Origin of the sequence: Pseudomonas sp. H26/SER47-MNA-CIBAN-0231 (assembly GCF_040310465.1) — a bacterium.
Classification (GTDB): Bacteria; Pseudomonadota; Gammaproteobacteria; order Pseudomonadales; family Pseudomonadaceae; genus Aquipseudomonas; species Aquipseudomonas atacamensis.
This window is the reverse complement of sequence record NZ_JBEOPW010000006.1, coordinates 178,582-205,022: the sequence shown is the minus strand read 5'-3', so window position 1 is coordinate 205,022 and position 26,441 is coordinate 178,582. Positions and strand designations below refer to the sequence as shown.

Genomic DNA, 26,441 nt, shown 5'->3' with positions numbered 1-26,441 from the left:
GCAAAACAAATGTGGGAGCGAGCCTGCTCGCGATTACGGAGTGTCAGTCAACATTGATGTGTCTGACAGACCGCTTTCGCGAGCAGGCTCGCTCCCACATGGGGTATTGCTGAACCGTCTTACTGAACGGTCGGGGTCTCGCCGCTTTCCTGCATGCGCTGCAGCTCTTGCGCGTACAGGGCGTCGAAGTTCACCGGGGCCAGCATCAGCGCCGGGAACGAACCGCGGGTGACCAGGCTGTCCAGGGTTTCGCGGGCGTACGGGAACAGGATGTTCGGGCAGAATGCACCTAAGGTGTGGCTCATCGAAGCCGCGTCCAGATTCTTGATCAGGAAGATACCGGCCTGTTGCACTTCAGCGATGAAAGCCACTTCTTCACCGTTTTTCACGGTAACGGAAAGGGTCAGCACCACCTCGTAGAAGTCGCCTTCCAGCGCTTTCTGTCGGGTGTTCAGATCCAGACCGACCGCCGGATCCCACTGCTGGCGGAAGATCGCCGGGCTTTTCGGGGCTTCGAAGGACAGGTCGCGTACGTAGATGCGCTGCAAGGAAAATTGCGGTGCGGTTTCTTCTTCGCTGGCTGCAGTGTTCTGTTGGTCAGTCATCTCAGATCCTTATCGATCTTGGGTCTTTTAGGGAGTGCTGTACGTGGGTGCAGCCGTTCAGCCCTTGAGCAGCGCGTCGAGTTTGCCGGCGCGTTCCAGGGCGTATAAATCATCGCAACCGCCGATGTGCTTTGCGCCGATCCAGATCTGCGGCACGGACGTGCGCCCGGCCTTTTTGGTCATTTCGGCACGCAGCTGCGGCTTGCCATCGACCTTGATCTCTTCGAAGGCCACGCCTTTGCTGGCGAGCAGATGCTTGGCGCGCGAGCAGTAAGGGCAGTAATCGCTGGAGTAGACGATGACTTCGCTCATGTCATTTCACCAGCGGCAGGTTGTCGCCTTTCCAGCTGGAAATCCCGCCGGACAGCTTGGCGGCGGTGAAGCCGGACTTCATCAGCTCGCGGGCGTGGGTGCCGGCGGTCTGACCGAGGGCGTCGACCAGAATGATGGTCTTGGCCTTGTGTTTTTCCAGCTCGCCGACGCGGGCGGCCAGTTTGTCTTGCGGGATGTTCACCGCGCCGACGATGTGGCCAGCGGCATAATCCTTGGCCGGACGGATGTCCACCACCACGCCTGCGTCTTTATTGACCAGTGCGGTCAGCTCGCCGGTGCTCAGGCTCTTGCCGCCGCCCTGCATCGTGTGCGCCAGCAACAGAGCCAGAAGTACGACGAAGATACCGACAAGAATGTAGTGGTTAGTGGCAAATTCAATCAGGTGAGCAACCATCGAAGGAGGTTCCAGGGCGTTAAAATGTCGGCCAGTATACACAGCCACTATGGTCGGCCAAACCCCGTCCGGCGGTGACGCGGTCGGAACTTCGCTTTAAACTCCAACTCCGTTTTCCATCGCCCTCTTCTTTATCAGCCACGAGTGGATTCCATGACGACTACGCCCAAACCTTTGGTCCTGATGATTCTCGACGGCTTCGGTCACAGCGACAGCCCCGAATCCAATGCCGTGTTCGCGGCGAAGAAACCTGTGCTGGATCGTCTGTGGGCCACGGTGCCGAACGGCTTGATTTCGGGCAGCGGCATGGACGTCGGCCTGCCGGACGGCCAGATGGGCAACTCCGAAGTCGGCCACATGAACCTCGGCGCCGGGCGCGTGGTGTATCAGGACTTCACCCGTGTGACCAAAGCGATCCGCGACGGCGAATTCTTCGAAAACCCGACCATCTGCGCCGCTGTGGATAAAGCCGTGGCCGCCGGCAAAGCCGTGCATTTCATGGGCCTGCTGTCCGATGGCGGCGTGCACAGCCACCAGGATCACCTGATCGCCATGGCCGAACTGGCCTTCAAGCGCGGCGCTGAAAAAATCTACCTGCACGCCTTCCTCGATGGCCGCGACACGCCGCCGAAAAGCGCCGCTTCGTCGATCGAACTGCTCGACGCGACTTTCCAGGCCCTCGGCAAAGGCCGGATCGCCAGCATCATCGGCCGCTATTTCGCCATGGACCGTGACAACCGTTGGGATCGCGTCGCCCAGGCCTACAACCTGATCGTCGACGGCAACGGCGAATTCAACGCCGCCACCGCGCAGGAAGGTCTGGAAGCCGCTTACGCCCGTGGCGAGAGCGACGAATTCGTCAAAGCCACTTCCATCGGTGATCCGGTAAAAGTTGAAGACGGCGACGCCGTGGTGTTCATGAACTTCCGTGCCGACCGCGCCCGCGAGCTGACCCGCGTGTTCGTCGAAGACGATTTCAAGGAATTTGCGCGCGCCCGCCAGCCAAAACTGGCCGGTTTCGTCATGCTGACCCAGTACGCCGCAAGCATTCCGGCACCGTCGGCCTTCGCTGCCGGCAGCCTGGAAAACGTTCTTGGTGATTATCTGGCGAAAAACGGCAAGACCCAGCTGCGCATCGCTGAAACCGAAAAATACGCCCACGTGACGTTCTTCTTCTCCGGCGGTCGTGAAGAACCGTTCCCGGGCGAAGAGCGCATCCTGATCCCGTCGCCGAAAGTCGCGACTTATGACTTGCAGCCGGAAATGAGCGCCCCGGAAGTCACTGACCGTATCGTCGACGCCATCGAAAACCAGCGCTACGACGTGATCGTGGTCAACTACGCCAACGGCGACATGGTTGGCCACAGCGGCGTGTTCGACGCGGCGGTGAAAGCGGTCGAGTGCCTCGACACCTGCGTCGGTCGCATCGTTGAAGCGCTGGAAAAGGTCGGCGGCGAAGCACTGATCACGGCTGACCACGGCAACGTCGAGCAAATGGCCGATGAAACCACCGGTCAGGCGCACACCGCGCACACCACCGAGCCGGTGCCGTTCATCTACGTCGGCAAACGCGACCTGAAAGTGCGCGAAGGCGGCGTGCTGGCGGACGTAGCGCCGACCATGCTGATGCTGCTGGGTCTGGAAAAACCGGCGGAGATGACCGGGACTTCGATCCTGGTCTGAGCCGAATCCGGAAAACACCGCAAAAACCCTGTGGGAGCTGGCTTGCCAGCGATAGCAATCTGACAGCCAGCATTTATGTTGAATGTGCAGCCGCCATCGCTGGCAAGCCAGCTCCCACAGTGGTTTGTGCTGGGTTCGAAGATTATTTTCAGCTGTATCTCCAGCCAGTTATCACACAGCCCCAATTGGGCGTTTTTTTTGCAGCCTCGGGCGGGCATACTAGGCCGTCCTCTACCCTGGTGCCGCCCGCCCCTATGCTTCGCGTCCTGATCGCCCTTGCTCTGACCTGTCTGCTCCAGCCGGCCTTCGCCGACGAGCGCGCGCAAACCCAACAGCAGTTGGAGGCCACGCGTCAGGATATCGCCGAGCTGAAAAAACTCTTGGGCAAGCTGCAGGAAGAAAAGTCCGGCGTGCAGAAAGAGCTCAAGGGCACTGAAACCGAGATGGGCAAGCTGCAGAAGCAGGTCGACGCGCTGCAGAAAGAACTGCAGAAGAGCGAATCCGAGCTGCAGCGGCTCGATGCAGAGAAAAAAAAACTCCAGAGCGCGCGCACTGAACAGCAGCGACTGATCGCCATTCAGGCCCGAGCGGCGTACCAGAACGGCCGCCAGGAATACCTCAAGCTGCTGCTCAATCAGCAGAACCCCGAGAAGTTCGCCCGCACCCTCACCTATTACGACTACCTGAGCCAGGCACGCCTGGAGCAGTTGAAGAACTTCAACGAAACCCTGCGCCAGCTGGCCAATGTCGAAAAAGACATCGGCCTGCAGCAAGCGCAGCTGCTGGTGCAGAAAAGCGACCTCGACACTCAGCGCGAGGCACTCGAGAAAGTCCGCAAGGAGCGCCAGCAGGTTCTCGCCAGACTCAATGACGACGTCAAGGCCCGCGACCAGAAACTCGCCGCCCGCGAGCAGGATCAGGCAGACCTGTCTAAAGTCCTTAAAACCATTGAAGAAACCCTGGCCCGCCAGGCTCGTGAGGCAGAGGAAGCGCGGCAGAAAGCGCTGATCGCCCAGCAGGAAGCGGAAAAAAAGCGTTTGCGTGAGGCGCAGGCTGATAACAGCGACGCCCCACGAAAACCCGCCAGATCAAGCCCCGGCGCGCTGGTATCGAGCAGCGGCGAAACCTTTGGCGGGCCTTTTGCTGCAACCCGGGGAAAACTTCCGTGGCCGGTTGATGGTCGATTACTCGCGCGCTTCGGTGAAAGCCGTGGCGACGACGCCCGCACCAAGTGGGATGGCGTGATGATCAGCGCCTCCGCCGGCAGCCAGGTGCACGCCGTACACGGCGGGCGCGTGGTGTTCGCCGATTGGCTGCGCGGTGCCGGTTTGCTGGTGATCCTCGATCATGGCAACGGTTTTCTGAGTCTATACGGCCACAACCAGACGCTGCTCAAGTCGGCGGGTGATGTGGTCAAGGCTGGCGAGTCGATTTCCACTGTCGGTAACAGTGGCGGTCAGGACACGCCAGCGCTGTATTTCGCAATTCGTCAGCAGGGTCACCCGAGTGATCCGGCGCAATGGTGTCGTGCGCAAGGATAAGCGCACCATCTAATTCAGGAGTTCGTTCGACATGCTGCATTTGTCCCGCCTTACCTCGCTGGCTCTGACGATCGCCCTGGTGATCGGCGCGCCTCTGGCGTTCGCCGCGCAACCGGCCCCGACCGTCGCTCCGGCAGGCACTGCCGCGACCGCCAAGGCGCCGTTGCCACTGGAAGAGCTACGCACCTTCGCCGAGGTCATGGACCGGATCAAAGCCGCGTACGTCGAACCTGTGGACGACAAGACCCTGCTGGAAAACGCGATCAAGGGCATGCTCAGCAACCTCGATCCGCATTCGGCCTACCTTGGCCCGGAAGATTTCACCGAGCTGCAGGAAAGCACCAGCGGTGAATTCGGCGGCCTGGGCATCGAAGTCGGCGCCGAGGACGGCTTCATCAAGGTTGTCTCGCCGATCGACGACACCCCGGCGTCGAAGGCCGGCATTCAGGCTGGCGACTTCATCGTCAAGATCAACGGCCAGCCAACCCGCGGCCAGACCATGACCGAAGCCGTCGACAAGATGCGCGGCAAGATCGGCCAGAAAATCACCCTGACCCTGGTTCGCGATGGCGGCACACCGTTCGACGTGACCCTGGCCCGTGCAGTGATTCAGGTGAAAAGCGTCAAGGCGCAACTGCTGGAATCGGGCTACGGCTACATCCGCATCACCCAGTTCCAGGTCAAGACCGGCGAAGAAGTCTCCAAGGCTCTGGCCAAACTGCGCAAGGACAACGGCAAGAAGCTCAACGGCATCATTCTCGACCTGCGCAACAATCCGGGCGGCGTACTGCAATCGGCAGTGGAAGTGGTCGACCACTTCATCACCAAAGGCCTGATCGTCTACACCAAGGGCCGCATCGCCAACTCCGAATTGCGCTTCTCCGCCACCGGCAAGGACGAAAGCGAAGCGGTGCCGATGGTCGTGCTGATTAACGGTGGCAGTGCCTCGGCTTCGGAAATCGTCGCCGGCGCCCTGCAGGACCAGAAACGTGCCGTGGTCATGGGCACCACCAGTTTCGGCAAGGGCTCGGTGCAGACCGTGCTGCCGCTGAACAACGACCGCGCGCTGAAGATCACCACCGCGCTGTATTTCACGCCGAACGGCCGCTCGATCCAGGCTCAGGGCATCGTGCCGGACATCGAAGTGCGCCGCGCGAAGATCACCAACGAAGCCGACAGCGAATACTTCAAGGAAGCCGATCTGCAAGGTCATTTGGGCAACGGCAACGGCGGCGCCGACAAACCGAGCGGTTCCGGCGGCAAGGCCAAAGCGATGCCGCAGGATGACGATTACCAGCTGGCCCAGGCCCTGAGCCTGCTCAAAGGCCTGAGCATCACCTCCGGCCGCTGAGGATGTTGCTCCGCGCACTCTGCGTCCTGTTGTGCTGTCTGGCGGGTTTTGCCGAAGCAGAGCCCGCCAGCTCCTCGCCGCACAAAGCCTACCTGACATTGATCATCGATGACCTGGGGCAGAACCTGCCCCGGGATCGTCGCGTGCTCGCCCTGCCCGGCCCGGTCACGGCGGCGATCATGCCCGACACCCCCCACGCCACCGAATTTGCCCGCGAAGCCCATCGCGCCGGCAAGATCGTCATCCTGCACATGCCCATGGATCCGGCCACCGGGCCGTACGCCTGGCACCCCGAGCTGCCCATCGAAGAGCTGCAGAAACGCCTGAATGCCGCGTTTGAAAAAGTCCCGTTCACCGCCGGCATCAACAATCACATGGGCAGCCGCATGACCGCGCAGCCTGCGGCCATGGCGTGGTTGATGGGCGAATTGCAGCGTCGGCACAAGTTCTTCGTCGACAGCCGCACCAGCGCTCAAACGGTCGCTGCGCAGCAGGCGCAGAAAATCGATCTGGCCAGCGTTTCCAGAGACGTGTTTCTCGATGATGAGCGCACCGAAGCGGCCATTGCCAATCAGTTGCAGACCGCGATCACCCTGGCGCACAAACAGGGCTCAGCGGTGATGATCGGCCATCCGTATCCGCAGACCCTGGCGGTGCTGGAGCGCGAATTACCCAAGCTCAAAGCGCAAGGCATCGACTGGATCGATATCCGGCAGATGATCAGCGTGCGCAGCAACCGCGCCATGGCCGGGCATGGCAAGGATGGCGTTTACCGGTGAAACCCTGTGACGCTGGCACATACATAGTTACCACCCGATAACCGTCCCCGTTTCCGATAGTGCGACCTGCAACAGGTCGCGACGCCCTCGCGTCGCTTTCAACTATCAGGAATCATCATGAATATCGAAGACAATATCGCAGCGCTGCCACGGCAAATGGAACCGATCATCCAGGACAACCTGCTGATCAACTTCACCACGGAGTTCAATCGGGTCTGGAGCAGCAACGGCTCGAAAGCGAAACCCGCCACCTTCTGGCGCCCTGCCCCCGCTCCGGATGCACTGCCGGGCTATTTCCCGCTGGGCGATGTGCTGATCCCCGGCGATGCCAATATCAACGGCGAAGTAGTCGCGGCCGTGGTCTGCGAGAGGGATTTGAAAGGAGTCGAAAACGCCAGAGGCAAGGCACTGGCGCGCCCTGTCGATTTTGAACTGGTCTGGAAAGAAACCGGGGCGCCCAATGTTGCGCGCCTGTCGATCTGGCGCCCTTTGGCACCTGTCGGTTACGTCGCCTTGGGGCAAGTCTGCACCACCGATCATTGCAAACCTTCGCTCAACTCAGTGCGCTGCGTCAGGGTCGACCTCGTCGTCGCGGCGAACCTCGGCGAGTTGATCTGGAATGACAAAGGTAGCGGCGCCAAAATGAGTTTCAGTGCCTACGCCATCGAACCGCCGACTGCGGCAGCAGGCGAAATCCTGTTTGCAGCGGGCACATTCGCCGGCATTCAGGGCTACAGCAAGCCTGCGGCACCTTCATCGGCGTACGCGTTGCGCATGCAGATCCCTGTGCAACTGAGCGAACCACCGCAGGTTCCGGTTCTCGGTGGCTATGCCAAGCCAGCCGAAAGCGAACCCGCCACAGTCACACATGTTGCCCGCCTGCCCTGGTTCGCGGTGCGAGACCATGCGCATCCCGGTGAGCAGTTTCGCAACTCACCTTACTACGCACTCAAAAGGACCGACCAATACGTGCTCATCGGTCATGAGCGCAATGAGGCAGACACATACCGCGCGACAAAATGGACTGCGCCGCGCGCGCAGAGCGCCGTGACGATGCGGATGTTCCATAGCTTCACCGCGATGGAAATTGTAAAAGCCTGGCCATCCGCGCCTCTGAGCGACATCCGCATGACCAGATTCTCGGCGTGCCTGCCGAAGGCCCTGACCCATACTGAAGCGTCTTCCAACGGCTGGAACGAGCTGCGACCGCAGATCGTGATTGCCATGGTGCCAAAACAATCAGCCGTAGCGGTCTATCAGATGCAAAGCCATTACGAACTGGTGAGGGAAGACGGTACTCAAGTGGCGGTCGATTTCGGCTATACCGACGACTCCAGCGTTCTGCTGACGCAATACCCGCCGCAATCCATCGAGTCAGTCAGTTCGTGCCCATCGCTGACGTCGGATATCCCCGCTGAGCCAGGCATCGACAGCACCAGCGTAGAAGCGCTGCCATCGCCTGATCTGGATGTGGTCACAGATAGCGCGCCATGATTTCATCGACCACGCCTTCCTTGCGCAACTGATCCAGCGCGGTCTGTAGCCTGTTGACCACCTCATCGGAAACATCCTTGTTCAGCGCCAGGTACAACTCGGCGCTGTTGAAGCGCAGCACGGTCTTCAGACCGGTCACGCCATCCTGCCGTGCCAGATAACGGCCGGCAGGATCACCCGTGGCCCACAGATCGATCTGGCCATTGAGCAGCTTTTTAGCGTTGTCCTGATCGCGCAGCACCACCACTGGTTTGAGGCCTTGCTTGGTGAGTGTCTCGGCAATCGCGTCACCCTTGTAGGCGCCGATCTTGTATTTGCGCGCGTCGTTGAGGGTCTCGAGGGTGATCTTGCTGTCAGCCTTGGCCAGCAGGATCCAGTCGTCCGGGCCGATCGGGCCGACCCATTTGAACAGTCTTTCGCGATCGGGCAGGCGCGCCATGACGAAGGCCCCATAACCGGGATTTTCCAGGGCGAGCTTGTAGACACGTTCCCAGGGGAAACGCAGGGTCAGGCTGTAAGTGAGGCCGGCGCGCTGGAACATCTCGCGAACGATGTCCGTGGCAATGCCGTTGATGTTGTCGCCCTGGGCGAAATTCTTGCCGTTCTTCGCCATGTTGTACGGCGGGAAGTTCTCGGTGAGCAGCACCAGGTCGGTGTCGGGACTGGTTTCGGCCCGGGCATTGCTGATGAACAACAACGAGGCGCTGGCGAGAACAACAAGCAGGCGTTTGATCATGTCGGGCTACCGGAATCCATGGCGTGCCCAAGAGTGCCTTGGGCGCGCCATGCTGTCCACTGGCCTGTACGCTTTAGCGCATGACGATGCCGCGATGCGACATGTAGGCCTTGGCTTCCTGCACGGTGTATTCGCCGAAGTGGAAAATACTTGCCGCCAGCACCGCACTGGCATGGCCTTCGAGAATGCCGTCGGCCAGATGCTGCAAATTGCCGACGCCACCGGAAGCGATCACCGGAATGCCCAGCGCGTCGCTGATGGCGCGGGTCACGCCGAGGTCGAAGCCGTTTTTCATGCCGTCCTGATCCATGCTGGTCAGGAGGATTTCGCCAGCACCGAGGCCTTCCATTTTCTTCGCCCACTCGACCGCGTCGAGGCCGGTCGGCTTGCGCCCGCCGTGGGTGAAGATTTCCCAGCGCGGGGTTTCGCCGGGACCGGAGACTTTCTTGGCGTCGATGGCAACGACGATGCACTGCGAGCCGAAATGCTGCGCGGCTTCGCCAACGAACTCCGGATTGAACACGGCGGCGGTGTTGATCGACACTTTGTCCGCGCCTGCATTGAGCAGGTTGCGGATGTCCTGCACGGTACGCACACCACCGCCGACGGTCAGCGGAATGAACACCTGGCTGGCCATGCGCTCGACGGTATGCAGCGTAGTGTCACGACCATCGACGCTGGCGGTGATGTCGAGAAAGGTAATCTCGTCGGCGCCCTGCTCGTCGTAGCGACGGGCGATTTCCACCGGGTCACCGGCGTCGCGGATGTTCTCGAACTTCACACCTTTGACGACCCGGCCGTTGTCCACGTCCAGGCAAGGGATGATGCGTTTGGCCAGCGCCATGGTCAGTCCTCAGCCTTGGTACGAATCGCAGAAAGCTTGCGCTTCGGCGACGTCGAGAGTGCCTTCGTAGATCGCCCGGCCGGTAATCGCGCCGATGATGCCCGGTGCCTTGGCGTCGAGCAGCGACTTGATGTCACCCAGGTTATGGATGCCGCCGGAAGCGATCACCGGAATCCTGGTGGCAGCGGCCAGCGCAGCGGTGAACGGTACGTTGCAGCCCTGCATCATGCCGTCTTTGGCGATGTCGGTATAAACGATCGAGGACACGCCGTCGGCTTCGAACTGCTTGGCCAGGTCAATGACCTGCACGGTGCTGATCTCAGCCCAGCCGTCGGTGGCGACGAAACCGTCTTTGGCATCCAGACCGACAATGATCTTGCCCGGAAACGCACGGCAGGCTTCAGCAACGAACGCCGGATCTTTTACGGCTTTGGTGCCGATGATCACGTAGCTGACGCCGGCCTTGACGTAATGCTCAATGGTTTCCAGGGAACGGATGCCGCCACCGATCTGGATCGGCAGGGTCGGGTAGCGCTTGGCGATCGCGGTGACCACTTCGCCGTTGACCGGCTGGCCTTCGAACGCGCCGTTGAGGTCGACCAGATGCAGACGGCGGCAACCGCCCTCTACCCACTTGGCAGCCATGCTCACCGGGTCATCGGAGAACACCGTGGAATCTTCCATGCGGCCCTGGCGCAGACGTACGCAGGCACCGTCTTTGAGATCGATAGCGGGAATAATCAGCATCTGGCAAACCTTAAAATTGGAATGTTCAGCTTGGCTCGGGAATCAGTTTTTCTCGAGCGCCCACAGGTCGCTTTCGATGCTTTCAAACCGTTCCTTGAGGTGGGTCTGCACATCGAAAATCGCCCTGTTGTAATAGTGCGGAGCAATCTCGCGGGTAAACAGCTCAAGAATTTCCGCCGCCTCGAACGAACCCAGATCCAGTTCGAAACGGTCTTCCATGAACCGCTGAATCTTGCGACTGGCCTCGCTCTCCTGCTCGGGAGTGAGGGTCAGAATCGGCGGTCTGGATTTCTTGACAGCCATTTACCAGCGACCGTCCCACGCAGCGAAGTTCTGCAGCAGTTGCAGGCCGTGGGTATGGCTTTTCTCCGGGTGGAACTGCACGGCGAAACGCGAACCGTCGGCCAGCGCTGCGGCGAAATCGACACCGTAATGACCGCTGCCCACCACCTGCCGCGCATTGGCGGCGGCGATATAGTAGCTGTGCACGAAGTAGAAACGTGCCAGATCCGGGATGTCATGCCACAGCGGGTGACTGATGTTCTGCTTCACCTCGTTCCAGCCCATGTGCGGGACCTTCAGGTGCTCGCCGTCTTCGTGCAGATCCTTGCCGAAGAATTTCACCGCGCCCGGAAACAGGCCGATGCAGTCGACGCCGGCGTTCTCTTCGCTGGTATCGAGCAGGGCTTGCATGCCGACACAGATGCCGAGGAACGGCCGATCCTGGCTGACCTCACGGACCAGCGAATCGAAGCCGAGGCGACGGATCTCCGCCATGCAATCGCGAATCGCGCCAACGCCCGGGAATACCACGCGGTCGGCTTCACGAATTACGTTCGCATCGCTGGTGATCAGCACCTTGCCGGCGCCGACGTGCTCAAGAGCCTTGGCCACCGAGTGCAGATTGCCCATGCCGTAGTCGATAACTGCAACCGTCTGCATTACAGAACGCCTTTGGTCGACGGCATTTGCCCGGCCATGCGCTCGTCCAGCTCGACGGCCATGCGCAGTGCGCGGCCGAAAGCCTTGAACACGGTTTCGATCTGGTGGTGGGTGTTGGTGCCGCGCAGATTGTCGATGTGCACGCTGACCAGCGCGTGGTTGACGAAGCCCTGGAAAAACTCCTGGAACAGGTCAACGTCGAAACCGCCGACGGTAGCGCGGGTGTACGGCACGTGCATCTGCAAGCCCGGGCGACCGGAGAAATCGATCACCACGCGCGACAGCGCTTCATCGAGCGGCACGTAGGCATGGCCGTAGCGACGGATGCCTTTCTTGTCGCCGATGGCTTTGGCGAACGCCTGGCCGAGGGTGATACCGACGTCTTCCACCGTATGGTGGTCGTCGATATGCAGATCGCCCTTGCATTCGATATCCAGATCGATCAACCCGTGACGGGCGATCTGGTCCAGCATGTGCTCAAGAAAAGGTACACCGATATCGAATCGGGCCTTTCCGGTGCCATCAAGGTTGATCGAGGCTTTGATCTGGGTTTCCAGAGTGTCGCGCTCGACAGACGCCTTACGTTCGGCCATCACCAGCTCCGCAAAATCATTGGGCGAAAAAGGCAGCCATTATAGGCACGCAGGAGGCAAACAGAAACACGAGAGGTGAGATGCCTGACGGATAGAACGCCCGGCTGTCGCGGGTAGACATGTCCATACAAGCCAGTACAGGCATGCCATAAACAAATGTGGGAGCGAGCCTGCTCGCGAATGCGGCACGCCAGCCAACATTGATGTTGACTGGTGCTCCGTCTTCGCGAGCAGGCTCGCTCCCACAGGTTCGGTGTTTATTCAGCTAACACCTTAGTGAAACAGTACCGCCGTCTTCTGCAGGGTCACCCACACACCCCACGCCAGCGGAATACCCACCACCAGCCAGGCAGCGATCGCCAGAGGCTTGGTGCCCGGCGCCGCTTTCCACTCCAGAACGGTGCTGGCATCAGCACCCTTGTCGTGGCCCAGTGCCTGTTCGGCAGCCAGTTCGGCGTCGGTCATGAAGTACTTGTCGGCCACCGGACGGACCATCAGATTGCACAGGAAGCCCAGCACCAGCAGGCCGGCGAGGATGTACAGGGTGATGTCGTAAGCGGCAGCGCGTTCCACGCCGATGCTCAACTGATACTCACGCAGGTAGTTGACCAGCACCGGACCGAGCACGCCGGCAGCGGCCCAGGCAGTCAGCAGACGACCGTGGATCGCACCGACCATCTGCGTACCGAACAGGTCGGCCAGATACGCCGGAACGGTGGCAAAACCACCGCCGTACATCGACAGGATGATGCAGAACGCCGCCACGAACAGCGCAACGTTGCCCAGATGGCCCATGTTCGGAATCAGCGCGTACAGGGCAAAACCCAGCGCGAAGAACACGAAGTAGGTGTTCTTGCGACCCAGGTAGTCCGAGAACGAGGCCCAGAAGAACCGGCCTCCGATGTTGAACAGGCTCAGCAGACCAGTGAAGCCCGCTGCGATCGCCGCGATCGAGGCCAGTTGGCCAGCGTCGAGTTGACCGAACGGTACATCGACGCCCAGCAGTTTGCCGCCGAACACTTCCTGCAACAGTGGCGAAGCCATGCCGAGGATGCCGATACCCGCCGACACGTTCAGGCACAGCACCAGCCAGACCAGACGGAATTGCGGAGTTTTCCACGCTACATTCACGTGAACGTGACGGTTGGTGATCATCGCGTTGGAAGCTTTCTTCGCCGGAGCGGTCCAGCCTTCAGGTTTCCAGCCGGTTGGCGGCACGCGGTAGGACAATGCGCCACCGATCATGAACACGAAGTAAATGGCCGCCATGGCCACGAAGCTCTGCCATACGCCCACGCCTTCTGGCGATGCGAAGTGGCTCATCAGTGCAGTCGCCAGTGGTGCACCGACCATCGCGCCGCCACCGAAGCCCATGATCGCCATGCCGGTCGCCATGCCGCGCTTGTCCGGGAACCACTTGATCAGGGTCGACACCGGCGAGATATAGCCCAGGCCCAGACCGATACCGCCGATCACGCCGGAGCCGATCCACATCAGCCAGATCTGGTGGGTATAGATACCCAGCGCGGAAATCAGCAGACCGCCGCACCAGCACAAGGCCGAGACCACGCCCGCTTTACGAGGACCGGCGTGCTCCAGCCAGCCACCCCAGATCGCTGCCGAGCAGCCGAGGAAGATGAAGAACAGCGTGTAGATCCAGCCGAGCATGGAGATCGGCCAGTCGCAGTTCGACGAAAATACCTGTGCGATGAAGCTCATGTCCGGCGCGCAAGCCACCGGCGCGGTAACGCCAAGTGCCTTGGACAGCGGCAACCAGAACACCGAGAAACCGTAGGCCATGCCGATGCACAGGTGAATGGCCAAAGCGGCCGGTGGAACCAGCCAGCGGTTGAAACCGGGCTTGGCGATGATGCGTTCCTTGGACAGGAACGCAGGCTGGTCGGCTTTGAGGCCGTCCGCCGTGATGCTCGTGCTCATTGTGTATCCCCCAATTGTTAGTATGGTTCGCCAGCCACTGCTCACCCTCGGCCTTATGCACGCAGGCATGACCGTTTTTTTAGGTGAAGCTCCTTGAAGGCGCGACGTTAAGTCGCAGACGGGCGGACGAACTGGCGAAGGTTACCATTCTCAGGTGACAGAAAAACCAAACTGATATCACCTTTTTTCAAGTCATCTGTTCTCGTACGACTCGGGAAGCTGCCAACCCCGCGTCTGCAAAGGCACCACGCCGTTTGCTACTTGTCCCATTTATGCGTGTGAAAAGTTACCCGTCGCCTGGGCGTGACTGAACGACGGGTGAACCAAGCGCAAAAGTTGGCGTCGCAAGCGGGGGCCGGATTGCACCCACTGGCGCCCGCCGGGCATCCTCAAGCGCAGGCCTGGTGGCGAAGTTGCAGGTGCCGCCGCCGACCCTCGGCAGATGACGCCACACCGAACCGGGTGCCGGCAGCGCTATACTCCCCGGCCATATGACCAATTCGACTAACTACAAGGACTCGCCCATGAAAGCGTTCGGCAAAATCCTGGGTCTGGTACTTCTCGGGCTGTTGCTGATCATTGTGGCGGCAGGTTTTGCCCTGACCCACCTCTTCGATCCCAACGACTACAAAGACGAGATCCGCCAGATAGCCCGCGACAAGGCCCACATCGAGCTGACGCTCAATGGCGATATCGGCTGGAGCCTGTTCCCGTGGCTCGGCCTGGAATTGCACGAAGCCAGCGTCGCCACCCTGGCCAAACCTGCCGAACCGTTTGCCGACTTGCAGATGCTCGGCCTGTCCGTACGCGTGCTGCCGTTGTTGCGCCGCGAAGTGCAAATGAGTGACGTGCGCGTCGAAGGCCTCAACCTGCGCCTGAACCGCGACAAGAACGGCCACGGCAATTGGGAAGACATCGGCAAAGTGCCTGTGGCTCCAGGCTCGACGCCACCCGCCACACCGGGCGCGACCGCCAGCGAACCGACCGTCGCCGTGGAAAAACCGGCGCAACCGATCCGCCTCGACATCGACAGCCTGACCGTCAACAACGCCCGCGTTGAATACACCGATGAGCTGACCGGCAAGCAGTTCAGCGCCGAAAGCATTCAACTGAGCACCGGCCCGGTGCACGACTCGACCAATATCCCGGTAAAAGCCACTGCGTTCCTTGGCACAAACCAACCGGTACTGCGCGTGCGCACCGAGCTCAACGGCGAGCTGCGCTTCGAGCGCGCCTTGCAGCGTTACAAGTTCGAAGACCTGAAGCTGACCGGCGAACTCGCTGGCGATCCGCTGCAAGGCAAGACCATGACCTTCTCCGCTCAAGGTCAGTTGCTGCTGGACAAGGCAGCGAACGTCGCCGAATGGACCGGCATCAAGATTTCCGCCAACCAGTTGCGCGCATTGGGCGAGCTGAAAGCCAACGACCTCGACAAGACGCCACAGATCAGCGGCGGCATCTCCATTGCTCAGTTCGATCTGGCGAAATTCGTCGACAGCATCGGCCAGACATTGCCGGCGATGGGCGAAGGCAGCCTGAGCAAGGTCGAACTGGTCAGCCGCGTTGCGGCTACCCCGACCAGTCTGTCGTTCGACAACATCAACCTGAAACTCGATGACAGCAGCTTCAGCGGCCGCATCGCCATCGAGGACTTCGCCAAACAATCGCTGCGCGCGATTCTCAAGGCCGACACGTTCAACGTCGACCGTTACCTGCCACCGAAATCGGCCCAGGCCAACAGCGCCACGCAAACCCGTCAGGCCGAAGTCGCCAGCACCGAGGCCGGCGCCGTCGCAGGCACCACGCCGCTGCCGGACAAACCGAGCAAAACCGCCTGGAGCACCGAGCGTCTGCTGCCGGTCGAACGCCTGGCCAAACTCGACGTCGATGCCGACCTGACCTTCGGCCAACTGACCCTCGACAAACTGCCGATCCAGAACGCCGCGCTCAAAGCCACCGGCCAGGGCGGCTTGCTGACGCTGACTAACCTGAGCGGTGATCTGTACAACGGCGGCTTCGTCGCCAACGGCACACTCGACGTGCGCCCAAGCGCACCGGTGCTCAACCTGCAGACCCGGCTCAACCGCGTGCCGGCGGAAAAAATCATTGAAAGCCAAGGCAAGAATCCGCCGGTCAAAGGTCTGGTAACGCTGACCAGCAGCCTCACCGGCAGCGGCAACAGCCAACAGGCGCTGATCGATACGCTGAACGGCAACGCCAGTTTCGTCATCAACAACGGCGTGCTGCTCAACGCCAACCTTGAACAGCAATTGTGCAAAGGCATCGCCACCCTCAACCGCAAGACCCTTAGCGGCGAGCCTCGGGGCAAGGACACGCCGTTCGAGGAGCTCAAGGGCAACCTGACCGTGCGCAATGGCGTCGCCAGCAACCCCGACCTGAAAGTGCGCATCCCCGGCATGACCGTCAACGGTGACGGCGACATCGACCTGCGCGTGCTCGGCATGGACTACCGCGTCGGCATCATCGTCGAGGGCGACACCAGCGCCATGCCCGACCCGGCCTGTCAGGTCGGCGAGAAATTCGTCGGCATCGAGTGGCCACTGCGCTGCCGTGGCCCGCTGGAACTGGGCGCCAAGGCCTGCCGCATCGACAACGACCGTCTCGGTCAGGTCGCCAGTAAGATGGCTGGCAACAAGCTCAGCGAGAAAATCGACGAAAAACTGGGCGACAAAGTCAGCCCGGAATTGAAAGACGCGTTGAAGGGGCTGTTCAAGCGATGACAGCGGAGCAATTTTCCACGGCGGTGCTGGAGTGGTTCGATCGCCATGGCCGCCACGATTTACCGTGGCAGCAGGACATCAATCCATATCGGGTCTGGGTGTCCGAGATCATGTTGCAGCAGACTCAGGTGAGCACCGTGCTCAACTATTTCGAGCGTTTCATGGCGGCGCTGCCAACAGTCCAAGCGCTGGCCGCAGCGCCGGAAGACGAGGTGCTGCACCTGTGGACCGGGCTGGGTTACTACACTCGCGCACGCAATCTGCAGAAGACCGCGAAGATCGTCGTCAGCCAGTACGCTGGCGAATTCCCGCGCGACGTGGAAAAACTCACCGAGCTGCCAGGCATCGGCCTGTCCACCGCCGGGGCGATCGCCAGCATCAGCATGGGCCTGCGTGCGCCAATCCTCGACGGCAACGTCAAACGCGTGCTGGCGCGCTTCACTGCGCAAGAGGGCTACCCCGGCGAACCGAAGGTGGCCAAACAACTCTGGGCCAACGCCGAGCGCTTCACCCCGCACGATCGGGTCAACGCCTACACCCAGGCGATGATGGATCTTGGCGCGACACTCTGCACGCGCAGCAAGCCGAGCTGTCTGCTGTGCCCGCTCAAGCGTGGCTGTGAAGCGCACATGCTTGGCCTGGAAACACGTTATCCGATTCCCAAGCCACGCAAGGCCATCCCGCAGAAACGCACGCTGATGCCGATGCTCGCCAACGGCGAAGGCGCGATTCTGCTTTACCGCCGCCCGTCGACGGGACTGTGGGGCGGTTTGTGGAGCCTGCCGGAGCTGGATGATCTGGAAGATCTGCAACATCTGGCCGATCAGCACTCGCTGACCATGGGCCAGCAGCAAGCACTGCCGAGCCTGGTTCACACCTTCAGCCATTTCCAGTTGTCCATCGAACCGTGGCTGGTTCAGGTGCAGGAAGCCAGCCATCACGTGGCCGAGGCCGACTGGCTCTGGTATAACCTCGCCACCCCGCCGCGCCTGGGCCTTGCTGCCCCGGTCAAGACCTTGCTCGAACGCGCGGCCGCCGTCTTGAATGCAGGAGAATCGCCATGACCCGCACCGTAATGTGCCGCAAGTACAAAGAAGAACTGCCCGCGCTGGAACGCGCCCCTTTCCCGGGTGCCAAGGGCCAGGACATTTTCGACCACGTCTCGGCCAAGGCCTGGGCCGACTGGCAGAAACACCAGACCCTGCTGATCAACGAAAAGCGCCTGAACATGATGAACGCCGAAGATCGCAAATACCTGCAGGGCGAAATGGACAAGTACTTCTCCGGCGAGGAATACGCCAAGGCCGAAGGCTACGTGCCGCCAGCCGAATAACCCGCAGATTTCGTAAGCGACGGAATTAATTTAAGAAATTTTCAAAAAGTCGTTGACGTAAATCCGAAAAACCCTTTTAATGCGCCCCGTTGCCCAGATAGCTCAGTCGGTAGAGCAGGGGATTGAAAATCCCCGTGTCGGCGGTTCGATTCCGTCTCTGGGCACCAAATACCGAAAACCCTGAATCGCAAGATTCAGGGTTTTTTTATGCCTGCGATTTGATCCCCCTCCTCTCTTCGTCCTTCGATACACCCGGATTCCAGCTGTACTGGAAAAAACCCGAAATCTGTATCTCTCCGCGCAGATGGCGTTTCGCCAATACTTCACGCAAGCCTTGGCGAGCCAATGACTGGCTCTACTTTGCGCCCCGCAACACTCTGGACTCCTGTAGCCCTCAGAGCGCAAAACGCTGATTTTTTGAATCGATCGGCGTCGCCCGCAAGGTCATTTCCTGTCCAGCAAAAAAATCTGAACCCAACCCACAGGCGAACTGCAGTCAGTGCTTTTCAAACATTCCAGGATGAATGCTGGCGCCCCCGTGCGCCCGGCAAAAGAGCGAAACGGACGACGTATGATCAAGCAACTCATCAATGAAGACAGTTATGTGCAGATCGGCGATCTTTGCAGCGCAACGATCCAGCTGAAAATCGAAGGACTGAATCCCGCCGGCTCCATCAAGCTGAAGACCGCGCACGCGCTGATCACTGATCTTGAAGTCCGCGGACTGATCAACCACAAGACCCGCCTTATCGAATCCTCATCGGGCAATCTCGGCGTTGCGCTGGCCATGGTCTGCGCTGCCAAGGGTTACCAGTTCGTTTGCGTGATCGATCCGAATATTTCCGCGCCGAACCGCAAGCTGATTCAAGCCCTTGGCGCGCAAATGCTCATGGTCGATCAGCGTGACGAGAACGGCGGTTACCTGAATTCGCGGATTCGCCTGATCGAACAACTGGTCGCTGACAACGCCGACTACATCTGGCTCAACCAGTACAAGAATCCGACCAACCCCCTCGCCCACTATCAAGCGACTGCCAGGTCCATCGCGCGCAAGTTTCCCCAGGTGGATTACCTGTTCGTCGGCGCGGGCACCACCGGCACGCTGATGGGCTGCAAGAACTACTTCGCCGAACATCATCCACAGACCAAAGTCATTGCCGTCGATACCGTCGGCTCGGTGACGTTCGGCCTGCCGGGCGGCACGCGCCATATTCCGGGGCTCGGCACCAGCCGCCTGCCGGAGATATACGAGTCGTCGGGCATTCACGACTTCCTGTCGATTCCCGAGGAACAGACGATCAAGGTCTGCCGTTGGCTGGCGCAACGCTACGGCCTGCTCTTCGGCGGCTCCACCGGCACTGTGCTCGCCGGCATCCGCCAGTGGGCGCCGCATATCCGGCCCGACGATGTCGTGGTGGCGATCTCCCCCGACATGGGTGAGCGCTATCTCGAAACCATCTATTCCGACGACTGGGTCACCCAGCGGATCGGCGCAACCGCACTGCAGCCCCTTTTCCCTGAAATCGCTCTGGCACTCTCGGCGTAATCCTCATGACCACACAGAATCCGATCCAGCCGTTCCACGTCATCCCCGGCGCTGTCGTCAAAGACATCCTCAACGGGCTGCGGCATGCAACCATCGACATGGTGGCGCAGACCTACCTGACCCACGAGCGTGGCGAAACCGTTAACCCCGACAGTTATTTCCTGCGTTTCCCTGCGCAACCGGCGAACCGGATCATTGCGCTGCCGGCGGCCATCGTCGACAGCGAGGGCGATCAATCCGTCTCCGGGATCAAGTGGATTGCCAGTTATCCCGACAACATCAAGTCAGGCATTCCGCGCGCATCTGCGGTGCTGATTCTCAACGATCCCGATACCGGTTACCCCTACGCGCTGCTCGAAGGTGCGCTGATCAGTGCCGTGCGCACGGCGGCGTCGGCAGTCTTGGGTGCCTGGTGGCTGAATGGCCAGAACCGCCACGCGGCGACACTTTCGATCATTGGTGGCGGGGTAATCTCAAGAAATATCCTCGAGACTTTCGTCGCGGACGACTGGTCCTTCGACAGTGTGGGCATTCACGATCTCAACGCGGAATCGGCGCAAGCCCTCACGGAATTTGGTGAACAACTGGGCCTGCCGGATGTACGCCTGCTGTCGCTCGAAGAAGCGCTGACTGCCGACATCGTGGTGTTCGCCACCAGCGCGGGCGAGCCGTACGTAAAAGGCCAGGGCACGTTCCGCCCGGGGCAGATTGTTCTGAACATCTCGCTGCGGGATATCGGCGCCGAAATCATCGAGGAAAGTTACAACTACTTCGACGACGTCACCCATTGCCTGAAGGCCAATACCTCACCGCATCTGGCCGAGCAGCAATACGGCCATCGCGACTTTGTCACAGGCACAGTGGCGCAGCTGATTCGCGGTGACCTGCATGTCGCCCAGGACAAACCGCTGATCTATTCGCCATTCGGCATGGGCATTCTCGATCTCGCGATTGGCCGGATGATCCACGACATTGCGGTGGCGGCCGGTACGGCAATTGCCATCCCGTCATTTTTTGGCGAGGAGCGCAGATGGTGAAGGCGCCTGTGCACATCGGCCTGATCGGCTGCGGTTCGCGCGGATTGTCGGTATTCGAGCGCCTGTTGAGCCGCGCCGAGGAACGCCCGCAACAACCGGTGTTCATCGACATCTTCGAGCCCAACGTGCTCGGCAGCGGCGCGCACTGGCCCGATCAACCGGACTACCTGTTGCTCAACACCGTCGCCGGTCAGCTCGGGGTATTTCCCGACGCAGCAGCGTTCGGTGATCTGACCGACGCCCGGGAACGGCCAGGGCCGGACTTTCTCGCGTGGTGCCGAGCACGGCGCGTCAAGGTTGACCCCGAGAGCGGCCTGCTCGCCGCCGACGGTCGCGACGTCGAGCCGGAGGATTTTCTGCCACGGCACCTGCTCGGCGCTTATCTGGCCGACGCCTTCACGCGGATCCTCGCGACCGCACCCGCCTGGGTAACGGTCAATCTGCATCGGCATCAGGTCACGGCGGTCGAGCGCAACGAGAACCAGCAATACCTTCTGCTAACCGCCGACGGCGCTGCGGTGACGGTGGATCGTCTGGTGCTGACCGTCGGCCACACCGGGCGCCTGCGCCTGGCGGGGCAGAACAGGGTCGACAACGTTTACCCGCTGCCGGGCAGCCTCACCACCGTCGAGCCCGGCGAAACGGTGTTGATCGAAGGGCTGGGCCTGGGCGCCATGGACACCCTGGCGGCGCTGACGGCTGGCAGAGGCGGGGTCTACAAACCCATGGCCGATGGCAGTCACACTTACCAGCCGTCGGGTCAGGAGCCGGTGATCTTCATTCAGTCGCGGGACGGGCTGCCGTTTCGCACGCGTCCCAACGGTTTGTTCGGCTGCCCACGCCATAACGCCGTGTTGCTGACCAGCGAGCGCATCGAGTCGTTGCGGGTCAACGCGCACAACCGCCGACTGGATTTCGAACGGGACATTCTGCCGCTGATGCTGCTGGAGATGCGTGCCGCTGCGGTCGCCGTTCTGCATAAACCCTCAGCGCCACAACAGCTGCTTGAGCAGCTCAGAACCGTCAGCGTTGCCGGCCCAGCAGGTGTTGTCGCCTGCGAAGCTTTGCTGCGCGAGTTCGAAGCGATTGCCGGGGCAATCAATCCGCTGGAGCTGATCTGCCACGCACTGCCCGACAGCGTCACGCCTTACAACTATCACGCATGGATTTACGACACCCTCGAAGCCGACTTGCATGAAGCACGCCTGGGACGCGGCGCATCGCCGATCAAAGCCGCCATTGAAGTCTGGCGCGACTTGCGTGACCGGCTGCGTGAGGCGGTGGATTTCGACGGGCTCACCGAAGATTCGCATCGGCAGTTCTATGGCCGCTGGCACAAGGCGATCAACCGTCTGGTCGCCGGCCCGCAGAAGGAGCGCCACGCCGATCTGCTCGCGCTGTGTGATGCCGGTTTGCTGACCTTTCTCAAACCGGGCTCACGCCCGGCTATCGAACACTTCAAGCGAGTCGCCGGTTACGTCCAAAGCAGCGGCGTCACCCACAGCGACTGCGCACCTGTGCGCGACCTCGCGCGCCTGGGCCTTGTGCGTCCACGCACCGATGTGCCGGGCATCGACGGCATCGATGTCGACGCGGCGTGCAACCCGAGGTCGAACAGCGGCGAAGCGGTGCATGACATCTGGGTGCTGGGACCGCTCGCCGAAGGCTCTTGTTATTACAACCACTACGTCACCTCGGCGGGCGCACCTTCGCGGCTGTTCATGGACGCCCATCGAGTCGCCACCGCCATCCTTGAGACAGGAACTCGCGCATGAAACTCTACTATCAGACGCATTCGCCGTACGCCCGCAAGGTACTGGTGCTGGCTCACGAACTTGGCATCGCATCGAGCCTTGAGGTGATACATCACGAGACCAGCCCGACTTCACCGAACGCGACCATTTACCAGGCCAACCCCTTGGGTAAAGTGCCGGTGCTGATGCTGCCCGACGACAGCGCACTGTTTGATTCAATCGTGATTTGCGAATACCTCGATGACCTGAGCGGTGGTGGAAAATTCATCCCGGCAAGCGGCCCCGAGCGCTACAAGGCGCTGCGCCTGCAGGCATTGGCGCAGGGCATGTGCGACGTCGGCATCAAGCTGCGCTGGGAAGTCGAGCGGCGCCCCGAGGCTTTGCGCTATCCGGCGTACGCGGACGGCCAGGCTTACAAACTCAAGGAGGCGTATCGCTTCATCGAAGAGCACGTCGACCTCAATGGTCCGATCACCGTCGGCCACATCGCCTTGGCGACGGCGCTGGACTGGATCGCTTTCCGTCAACTCTCGGACTTCTCGGCGCAGGCACGCCTGAGCGAGTGGTATCAGACGTTCTGCCAGCGCGCGTCCATGCGGGCGACCGAGTACAGCGGACAGACGCACGATTAAGCCAAGGAAACCGCTATGAGCTCTCTCTTGCTGCAAATGTCACCGATCGCGCTGGTGATCGCGCTGATTCTGATCCTCCGGCGTCCGCCGGTACAAGCGGCGCTGGCCGGTGTCGTGCTGGTGCTGGTGCTGTGGGCGCTGGGCGCTGCCGGGCCGGTGTCGGCGGCGATCTCCTCGGCGATTTTTCAGGACACCACGATCCTGTTTCTCAGCACCGCGTGCGTAATCGTCCCGGGGCTGGCCTTCGTCATTCTGGTCGAGCGCGGCGGTGCACCGCAGGCCATCGGCGCATGGGTCAAGGAACTCGGCTGGACACCCCCGGCGCAGGTGATTTTCATCGTGCTGGGCCTGGCGCCGCTGCTGGAAGCGATGACCGGCTTCGGCGTTTCGCTGATCGCCACGGTGCCGCTGCTGATGGGGCTTTTCACTCGCCAATCGGGGATGAAAATTGCCCTCGCCGGCATGGTCATCATGCCGTGGGGCACACTGGGTCTGGCAACGGTGATCGGTGCCCTGCTGGCGCATTTGCCGGCGCAAACCCTCGGCAGCCATTCGGCGCTGATCAGCGCGCCAGTGTTCCTTTGCCTGGCGTCGCTGGCCTTGTGGCAGGCCGGCATCCGCAAGATGACAGCGTGGCTGGGGCTGCTTGTCGTGACTGCCCTGTTCGTTGCCGTGCTGTTTGGCGTCAACCTGTGGCTCGGCCCGGAAGTTTCCGGTGTGCTGGCCGGGCTGGCCGTGGCTTGCGTTGGCCTGGGCATCTCCTGGGCGCAACGGAAAAAACTGGTGCGCTGGCCGAGCGCGGCATGGCCTTATCTGGCCTTGCTGGGAGTGATTGTGGCGTCGCGCGGACTGTTCGTGCTGTCGGGCTGGGATGGCCTGTGGGTTGTCAGGGGCGAACACGTTTCATGGAAGCCGCTGGCGTCTCCAGGGCTGGCGCTGCTGATCGTGACCGTGCTGATGGCGTTCAGGCAAACCGCGGGCGCGGGTTTCTCGTGGCAAGCGCTGTTCAACCGGGCGAAGTTTCCGGTCACGACAATCTTCCTGTTCCTGCTGCTGTCCCAGGTGATGGTCAACGCCGGATTCCTCGTCGAGGCGCAAAGCGCGTTGCAATCCATGTCGGGTATTTCGCTGGCGCCGACGATCGCCCTGCTGGCAGGGATTGCCGGTTATGTCACCGGCTCCAACGTCGGCGGCAACACGCTGGTGATGCCGTCCATTGCCGCGCTGAGCAGCGAACACGGGGCGTGGCTGGCGGCAATGGTCAACAGCGCCGCCGGCCATGGCGCACTTGGCTCGCTGTCGATCCTGTCATTGATCACCGGACTTGCCGGGGCCAACCGCCAGGAAGAAAACAGCCTGATCCGCTTCGCCTTCGGTCTGGTGGCGCTGAACATCGTCATAGTTGCTGCAACGGGGATCGTTTTGCTCTACTTTCTGTGAATTGTTTCGAATCATCACAGAGAACTTATGGACAGGTTTGATTTGCCGGACAAGCGCTGGCGGATAGTCAAGGACTGGATTATTCGCCAGATCGACAGCGGTGACCTGGCGGCCGAAGCGAAACTGCCGTCAATCCGCGTTCTGGCGCGGATGTTCGAGACCAGCATCACCACGGTGCAGCGGGCGCTGGCCGACCTCGAGGCCGACGCCTACGTCACGACGGTGCCGCGCGTCGGCTACTTCGTCTCGGCGTCAGGGCGGGCAAAACCATCCGGCGCTTTCGATTTCTCCAGTGTCACCGTCAACGTCAATCATGCGGTGGTCGCGATGCTCTCCGAAGCAGCGTCGCGCACCACTGCATCGCTGAATTCGGCGGTTCTGCACAGCGATCTCACGCCCAACGTGTTGCTCAACAAATGCCTCTCGGTGCTGGCCGCCAGGACTGACAACGCGCTGAGCGGTCTGGTCGCGCCACCCGGCCTGCCAGCGCTGCGACGGCGCATCGCCGGGCTGATGCTGACCCGCGGTGTAGTCTGCGGGCCGGACGACATTCTGGTGACGTCGGGCGACACCATCGCTCTGGAACTGGCCCTGGAAGCCGTCGCGTCGAAAGGCGCTACAGTCGCCATCGAAACCCCGACTTATTACGGCATCCTGCAGACCATCGAACGCCTGGGCATGCGCGCCTTGCCGATCCGCACCCACGGGCGTACGGGCCTGGATGTCGATCATCTGGAAGAAGCCCTGAAGCAAAAAAAGGTCGCGGTGATTTTTCTCAATCCGACGCTGCAGAATCCGCGTGGCTTCATCATGCCCGACGAAGCGCGCGCGCGACTTTCAAGGATCGCCCGGGAAGCGGATGTGCCGATCATCGAAGACGACATCTTCTTCGACCTGGTGCCCGAAGCTGATCGACCGCGCGCCCTCAAGAGCTACGACAGCAGCGGCCAGACGATCTATTGCTCGTCCTTTTCGAAAACCATCGCGCCGGGTTATCGCGTCGGCTGGTGTCTGGCCGGCAAATACCGCAACGCCATCCTCGCGCAGATGTTTTCGCGCAACCTGGCCGTTTCCAGCCTGGCGCAAAACGTCCTCAATGAATTCATCGGCCGTGGCTACATGGACGAGCACTGCGCCAGATTGAGGTCGCAACTCTCTTCGCTGGCGAGTTTTGTCGAAGCGCTGGTGCGCACGGATTTCCCGCTCGGGACCGTCTATGTGGCACCGCGCGGCGGCTTCATCCACTGGATCGAAATGCCGACACACACCGACATGTCTGCGCTGCAGCAACTGGCCACGGAGCGCGGTTGCCACGTGGCTGGCAGCGGCATCTTTTTCGCCGACGGCCAGGCTTCCACAGGCGTGCGCATCTGCCTTGGCACTGCGCTGACGCCGGCGGTGATCGGCATTCTCAAGGTGATCGCCGAATGCGCCCACCTTGCCGCACGCCCGACGAGCCCGCGGCAGATGCCGACTGAACAGCTGCAAGAGCTGGCAGTTTCCTGACCGGCTTGCGCGAGCCCTGCTTATGAATCAGAAAAGAACCCGTATTCGCTTGCCGCATCCCCCGCCGTATCGCCCGAGCCGCTGGACATTTTGGCTTACCGTGCTCGCTGGCGTGCTGATTGCCTTAGCCGTGTGTCTTTCGATCTACATGCTTATCGAAAGCTGGATCAGCGGTTCCATCACCACCAACAATCGTGGACCGCGCAGCACCTACACCTTGGCACTGCAACCTCGGCGATACTGGTTCGAGTTCATGTGGCAGAGCTTCTGGACCGCGTTCATGTTGGCCATCGGTGTGTTCGGGCTGTGGATTTATCGCAAAGGGCGGATGCGTGAGCAGAGGCCGAAGGGCAAGCGCTCGCGATGATGCAACTGGGGCGCTTTTTTGAAGCAGCCTCTTACCTGCCTGTTCCTTTCATTCCAGCGCAACACCAGATCGCTCACCGCAGCGCCGCCAACTCTGCGGCGATTG

General features: G+C 61.1%; 25 protein-coding genes and 1 tRNA gene. 16 read left to right on the top strand and 10 right to left on the bottom strand.

Annotated features, from left to right (window positions below; all coding sequences use genetic code 11):
• Nucleotides 1–119: 119 nt before the first annotated feature.
• The 3 genes from secB to AAEZ10_RS12210 are packed head-to-tail and all read right to left on the bottom strand — an operon-like array spanning nucleotide 120 to nucleotide 1,332.
• Nucleotides 120–605 (bottom strand): protein-export chaperone SecB, encoded by a 486-nt coding sequence (secB, locus tag AAEZ10_RS12220; RefSeq protein ID WP_016772114.1) that lies wholly within the window; start codon nucleotides 603–605, stop codon nucleotides 120–122.
• Nucleotides 606–662: 57 nt separating this feature from the next.
• The gene (gene grxC, locus AAEZ10_RS12215) at nucleotides 663–917 is read right to left on the bottom strand and encodes a glutaredoxin 3 (protein WP_016772115.1); all 255 of its coding nucleotides are present in this window, start codon (nucleotides 915–917) and stop codon (nucleotides 663–665) included.
• Nucleotide 918: 1 nt separating this feature from the next.
• Nucleotides 919–1,332, bottom strand: a complete 414-nt coding sequence (locus AAEZ10_RS12210) for a rhodanese-like domain-containing protein (RefSeq protein ID WP_016772116.1) — start codon at nucleotides 1,330–1,332, stop codon at nucleotides 919–921.
• Between the two features lie 153 nt (nucleotides 1,333–1,485).
• On the opposite strand from AAEZ10_RS12210, the gene gpmI reads away from it, so the two are divergent.
• The 5 genes from gpmI to AAEZ10_RS12185 all read left to right on the top strand — a co-directional run bounded on the left by gpmI (nucleotide 1,486) and on the right by AAEZ10_RS12185 (nucleotide 8,180).
• Nucleotides 1,486–3,015, top strand: coding sequence for a 2,3-bisphosphoglycerate-independent phosphoglycerate mutase (gpmI, locus tag AAEZ10_RS12205; protein WP_350569362.1), 1,530 nt, complete (start codon nucleotides 1,486–1,488; stop codon nucleotides 3,013–3,015).
• 254 nt (nucleotides 3,016–3,269) lie between these two features.
• Nucleotides 3,270–4,556, top strand: coding sequence for a murein hydrolase activator EnvC family protein (locus AAEZ10_RS12200; RefSeq protein ID WP_122508467.1), 1,287 nt, complete (start codon nucleotides 3,270–3,272; stop codon nucleotides 4,554–4,556).
• Between the two features lie 31 nt (nucleotides 4,557–4,587).
• A complete protein-coding gene (locus AAEZ10_RS12195) occupies nucleotides 4,588–5,907 on the top strand; it encodes a S41 family peptidase (RefSeq protein WP_039756590.1) in 1,320 nt (439 codons plus the stop codon).
• A gap of 2 nt (nucleotides 5,908–5,909) precedes the next feature.
• The gene (locus AAEZ10_RS12190; RefSeq protein WP_350569359.1) at nucleotides 5,910–6,686 is read left to right on the top strand and encodes a divergent polysaccharide deacetylase family protein; all 777 of its coding nucleotides are present in this window, start codon (nucleotides 5,910–5,912) and stop codon (nucleotides 6,684–6,686) included.
• 117 nt (nucleotides 6,687–6,803) lie between these two features.
• Nucleotides 6,804–8,180, top strand: a complete 1,377-nt coding sequence (locus tag AAEZ10_RS12185) for a Vps62-related protein (protein WP_323167777.1) — start codon at nucleotides 6,804–6,806, stop codon at nucleotides 8,178–8,180.
• Here AAEZ10_RS12185 and AAEZ10_RS12180 read toward each other — a convergent pair.
• The 7 genes from AAEZ10_RS12180 to AAEZ10_RS12150 form a co-directional block, all read right to left on the bottom strand.
• Nucleotides 8,161–8,916: a substrate-binding periplasmic protein gene (locus AAEZ10_RS12180; protein ID WP_130929050.1), complete on the bottom strand. Its 756-nt coding sequence runs from the start codon at nucleotides 8,914–8,916 to the stop codon at nucleotides 8,161–8,163. The genes AAEZ10_RS12185 and AAEZ10_RS12180 overlap by 20 nt on opposite strands.
• 73 nt (nucleotides 8,917–8,989) lie before the next feature.
• Nucleotides 8,990–9,760: an imidazole glycerol phosphate synthase subunit HisF gene (hisF, locus tag AAEZ10_RS12175; RefSeq protein ID WP_016772122.1), complete on the bottom strand. Its 771-nt coding sequence runs from the start codon at nucleotides 9,758–9,760 to the stop codon at nucleotides 8,990–8,992.
• A gap of 9 nt (nucleotides 9,761–9,769) precedes the next feature.
• Nucleotides 9,770–10,507: a 1-(5-phosphoribosyl)-5-[(5-phosphoribosylamino)methylideneamino]imidazole-4-carboxamide isomerase gene (gene hisA / locus AAEZ10_RS12170; RefSeq protein ID WP_056787231.1), complete on the bottom strand. Its 738-nt coding sequence runs from the start codon at nucleotides 10,505–10,507 to the stop codon at nucleotides 9,770–9,772.
• 42 nt (nucleotides 10,508–10,549) lie between these two features.
• A complete protein-coding gene (locus AAEZ10_RS12165) occupies nucleotides 10,550–10,810 on the bottom strand; it encodes a DUF2164 domain-containing protein (protein ID WP_122705184.1) in 261 nt (86 codons plus the stop codon).
• Nucleotides 10,811–11,449, bottom strand: a complete 639-nt coding sequence (gene hisH, locus AAEZ10_RS12160; protein ID WP_016772124.1) for an imidazole glycerol phosphate synthase subunit HisH — start codon at nucleotides 11,447–11,449, stop codon at nucleotides 10,811–10,813.
• On the bottom strand, nucleotides 11,449–12,042 hold the full coding sequence (gene hisB, locus AAEZ10_RS12155) for an imidazoleglycerol-phosphate dehydratase HisB (RefSeq protein WP_016772125.1): 594 nt from the start codon (nucleotides 12,040–12,042) through the stop codon (nucleotides 11,449–11,451). Before hisB ends, hisH begins: the two co-directional genes overlap by 1 nt.
• Nucleotides 12,043–12,315: 273 nt before the next feature.
• On the bottom strand, nucleotides 12,316–13,980 hold the full coding sequence (locus AAEZ10_RS12150) for an OFA family MFS transporter (protein WP_016772126.1): 1,665 nt from the start codon (nucleotides 13,978–13,980) through the stop codon (nucleotides 12,316–12,318).
• A gap of 524 nt (nucleotides 13,981–14,504) precedes the next feature.
• On the opposite strand from AAEZ10_RS12150, the gene AAEZ10_RS12140 reads away from it, so the two are divergent.
• The 11 genes from AAEZ10_RS12140 (at nucleotide 14,505) to AAEZ10_RS12090 (ending at nucleotide 26,336) form a co-directional block, all read left to right on the top strand.
• Complete coding sequence (locus AAEZ10_RS12140) at nucleotides 14,505–16,721, top strand: AsmA family protein (protein ID WP_073471563.1); 2,217 nt, start codon at nucleotides 14,505–14,507, stop codon at nucleotides 16,719–16,721.
• Nucleotides 16,718–17,785, top strand: a complete 1,068-nt coding sequence (mutY, locus tag AAEZ10_RS12135) for an A/G-specific adenine glycosylase (RefSeq protein ID WP_258604505.1) — start codon at nucleotides 16,718–16,720, stop codon at nucleotides 17,783–17,785. Before AAEZ10_RS12140 ends, mutY begins: the two co-directional genes overlap by 4 nt.
• Nucleotides 17,782–18,054 (top strand): oxidative damage protection protein, encoded by a 273-nt coding sequence (locus tag AAEZ10_RS12130; RefSeq protein WP_016772129.1) that lies wholly within the window; start codon nucleotides 17,782–17,784, stop codon nucleotides 18,052–18,054. Before mutY ends, AAEZ10_RS12130 begins: the two co-directional genes overlap by 4 nt.
• A 91-nt stretch (nucleotides 18,055–18,145) precedes the next feature.
• Nucleotides 18,146–18,221: transfer RNA gene (locus AAEZ10_RS12125), tRNA-Phe, on the top strand.
• Between the two features lie 404 nt (nucleotides 18,222–18,625).
• Nucleotides 18,626–19,600 carry a 2,3-diaminopropionate biosynthesis protein SbnA gene (gene sbnA, locus AAEZ10_RS12120; protein ID WP_122508462.1) on the top strand — a complete coding sequence of 325 codons (975 nt, stop codon included), beginning with the start codon at nucleotides 18,626–18,628 and terminating at the stop codon, nucleotides 19,598–19,600.
• A 5-nt stretch (nucleotides 19,601–19,605) separates the two neighbouring features.
• Complete coding sequence (sbnB, locus tag AAEZ10_RS12115) at nucleotides 19,606–20,637, top strand: 2,3-diaminopropionate biosynthesis protein SbnB (protein WP_071174104.1); 1,032 nt, start codon at nucleotides 19,606–19,608, stop codon at nucleotides 20,635–20,637.
• On the top strand, nucleotides 20,631–22,412 hold the full coding sequence (locus AAEZ10_RS12110) for an FAD/NAD(P)-binding protein (protein ID WP_350569353.1): 1,782 nt from the start codon (nucleotides 20,631–20,633) through the stop codon (nucleotides 22,410–22,412). The genes sbnB and AAEZ10_RS12110 overlap by 7 nt, the downstream gene beginning before the upstream one ends.
• Nucleotides 22,409–23,023 (top strand): glutathione S-transferase family protein, encoded by a 615-nt coding sequence (locus AAEZ10_RS12105; RefSeq protein WP_071174102.1) that lies wholly within the window; start codon nucleotides 22,409–22,411, stop codon nucleotides 23,021–23,023. Before AAEZ10_RS12110 ends, AAEZ10_RS12105 begins: the two co-directional genes overlap by 4 nt.
• A 15-nt stretch (nucleotides 23,024–23,038) precedes the next feature.
• A complete protein-coding gene (locus tag AAEZ10_RS12100) occupies nucleotides 23,039–24,463 on the top strand; it encodes an L-lactate permease (RefSeq protein ID WP_073471558.1) in 1,425 nt (474 codons plus the stop codon).
• 27 nt (nucleotides 24,464–24,490) lie between these two features.
• Nucleotides 24,491–25,969, top strand: a complete 1,479-nt coding sequence (locus tag AAEZ10_RS12095) for an aminotransferase-like domain-containing protein (RefSeq protein WP_350569350.1) — start codon at nucleotides 24,491–24,493, stop codon at nucleotides 25,967–25,969.
• A 22-nt stretch (nucleotides 25,970–25,991) separates the two neighbouring features.
• Complete coding sequence (locus tag AAEZ10_RS12090) at nucleotides 25,992–26,336, top strand: hypothetical protein (protein WP_110644802.1); 345 nt, start codon at nucleotides 25,992–25,994, stop codon at nucleotides 26,334–26,336.
• The last annotated feature ends 105 nt before the right edge of the window (nucleotides 26,337–26,441 follow it).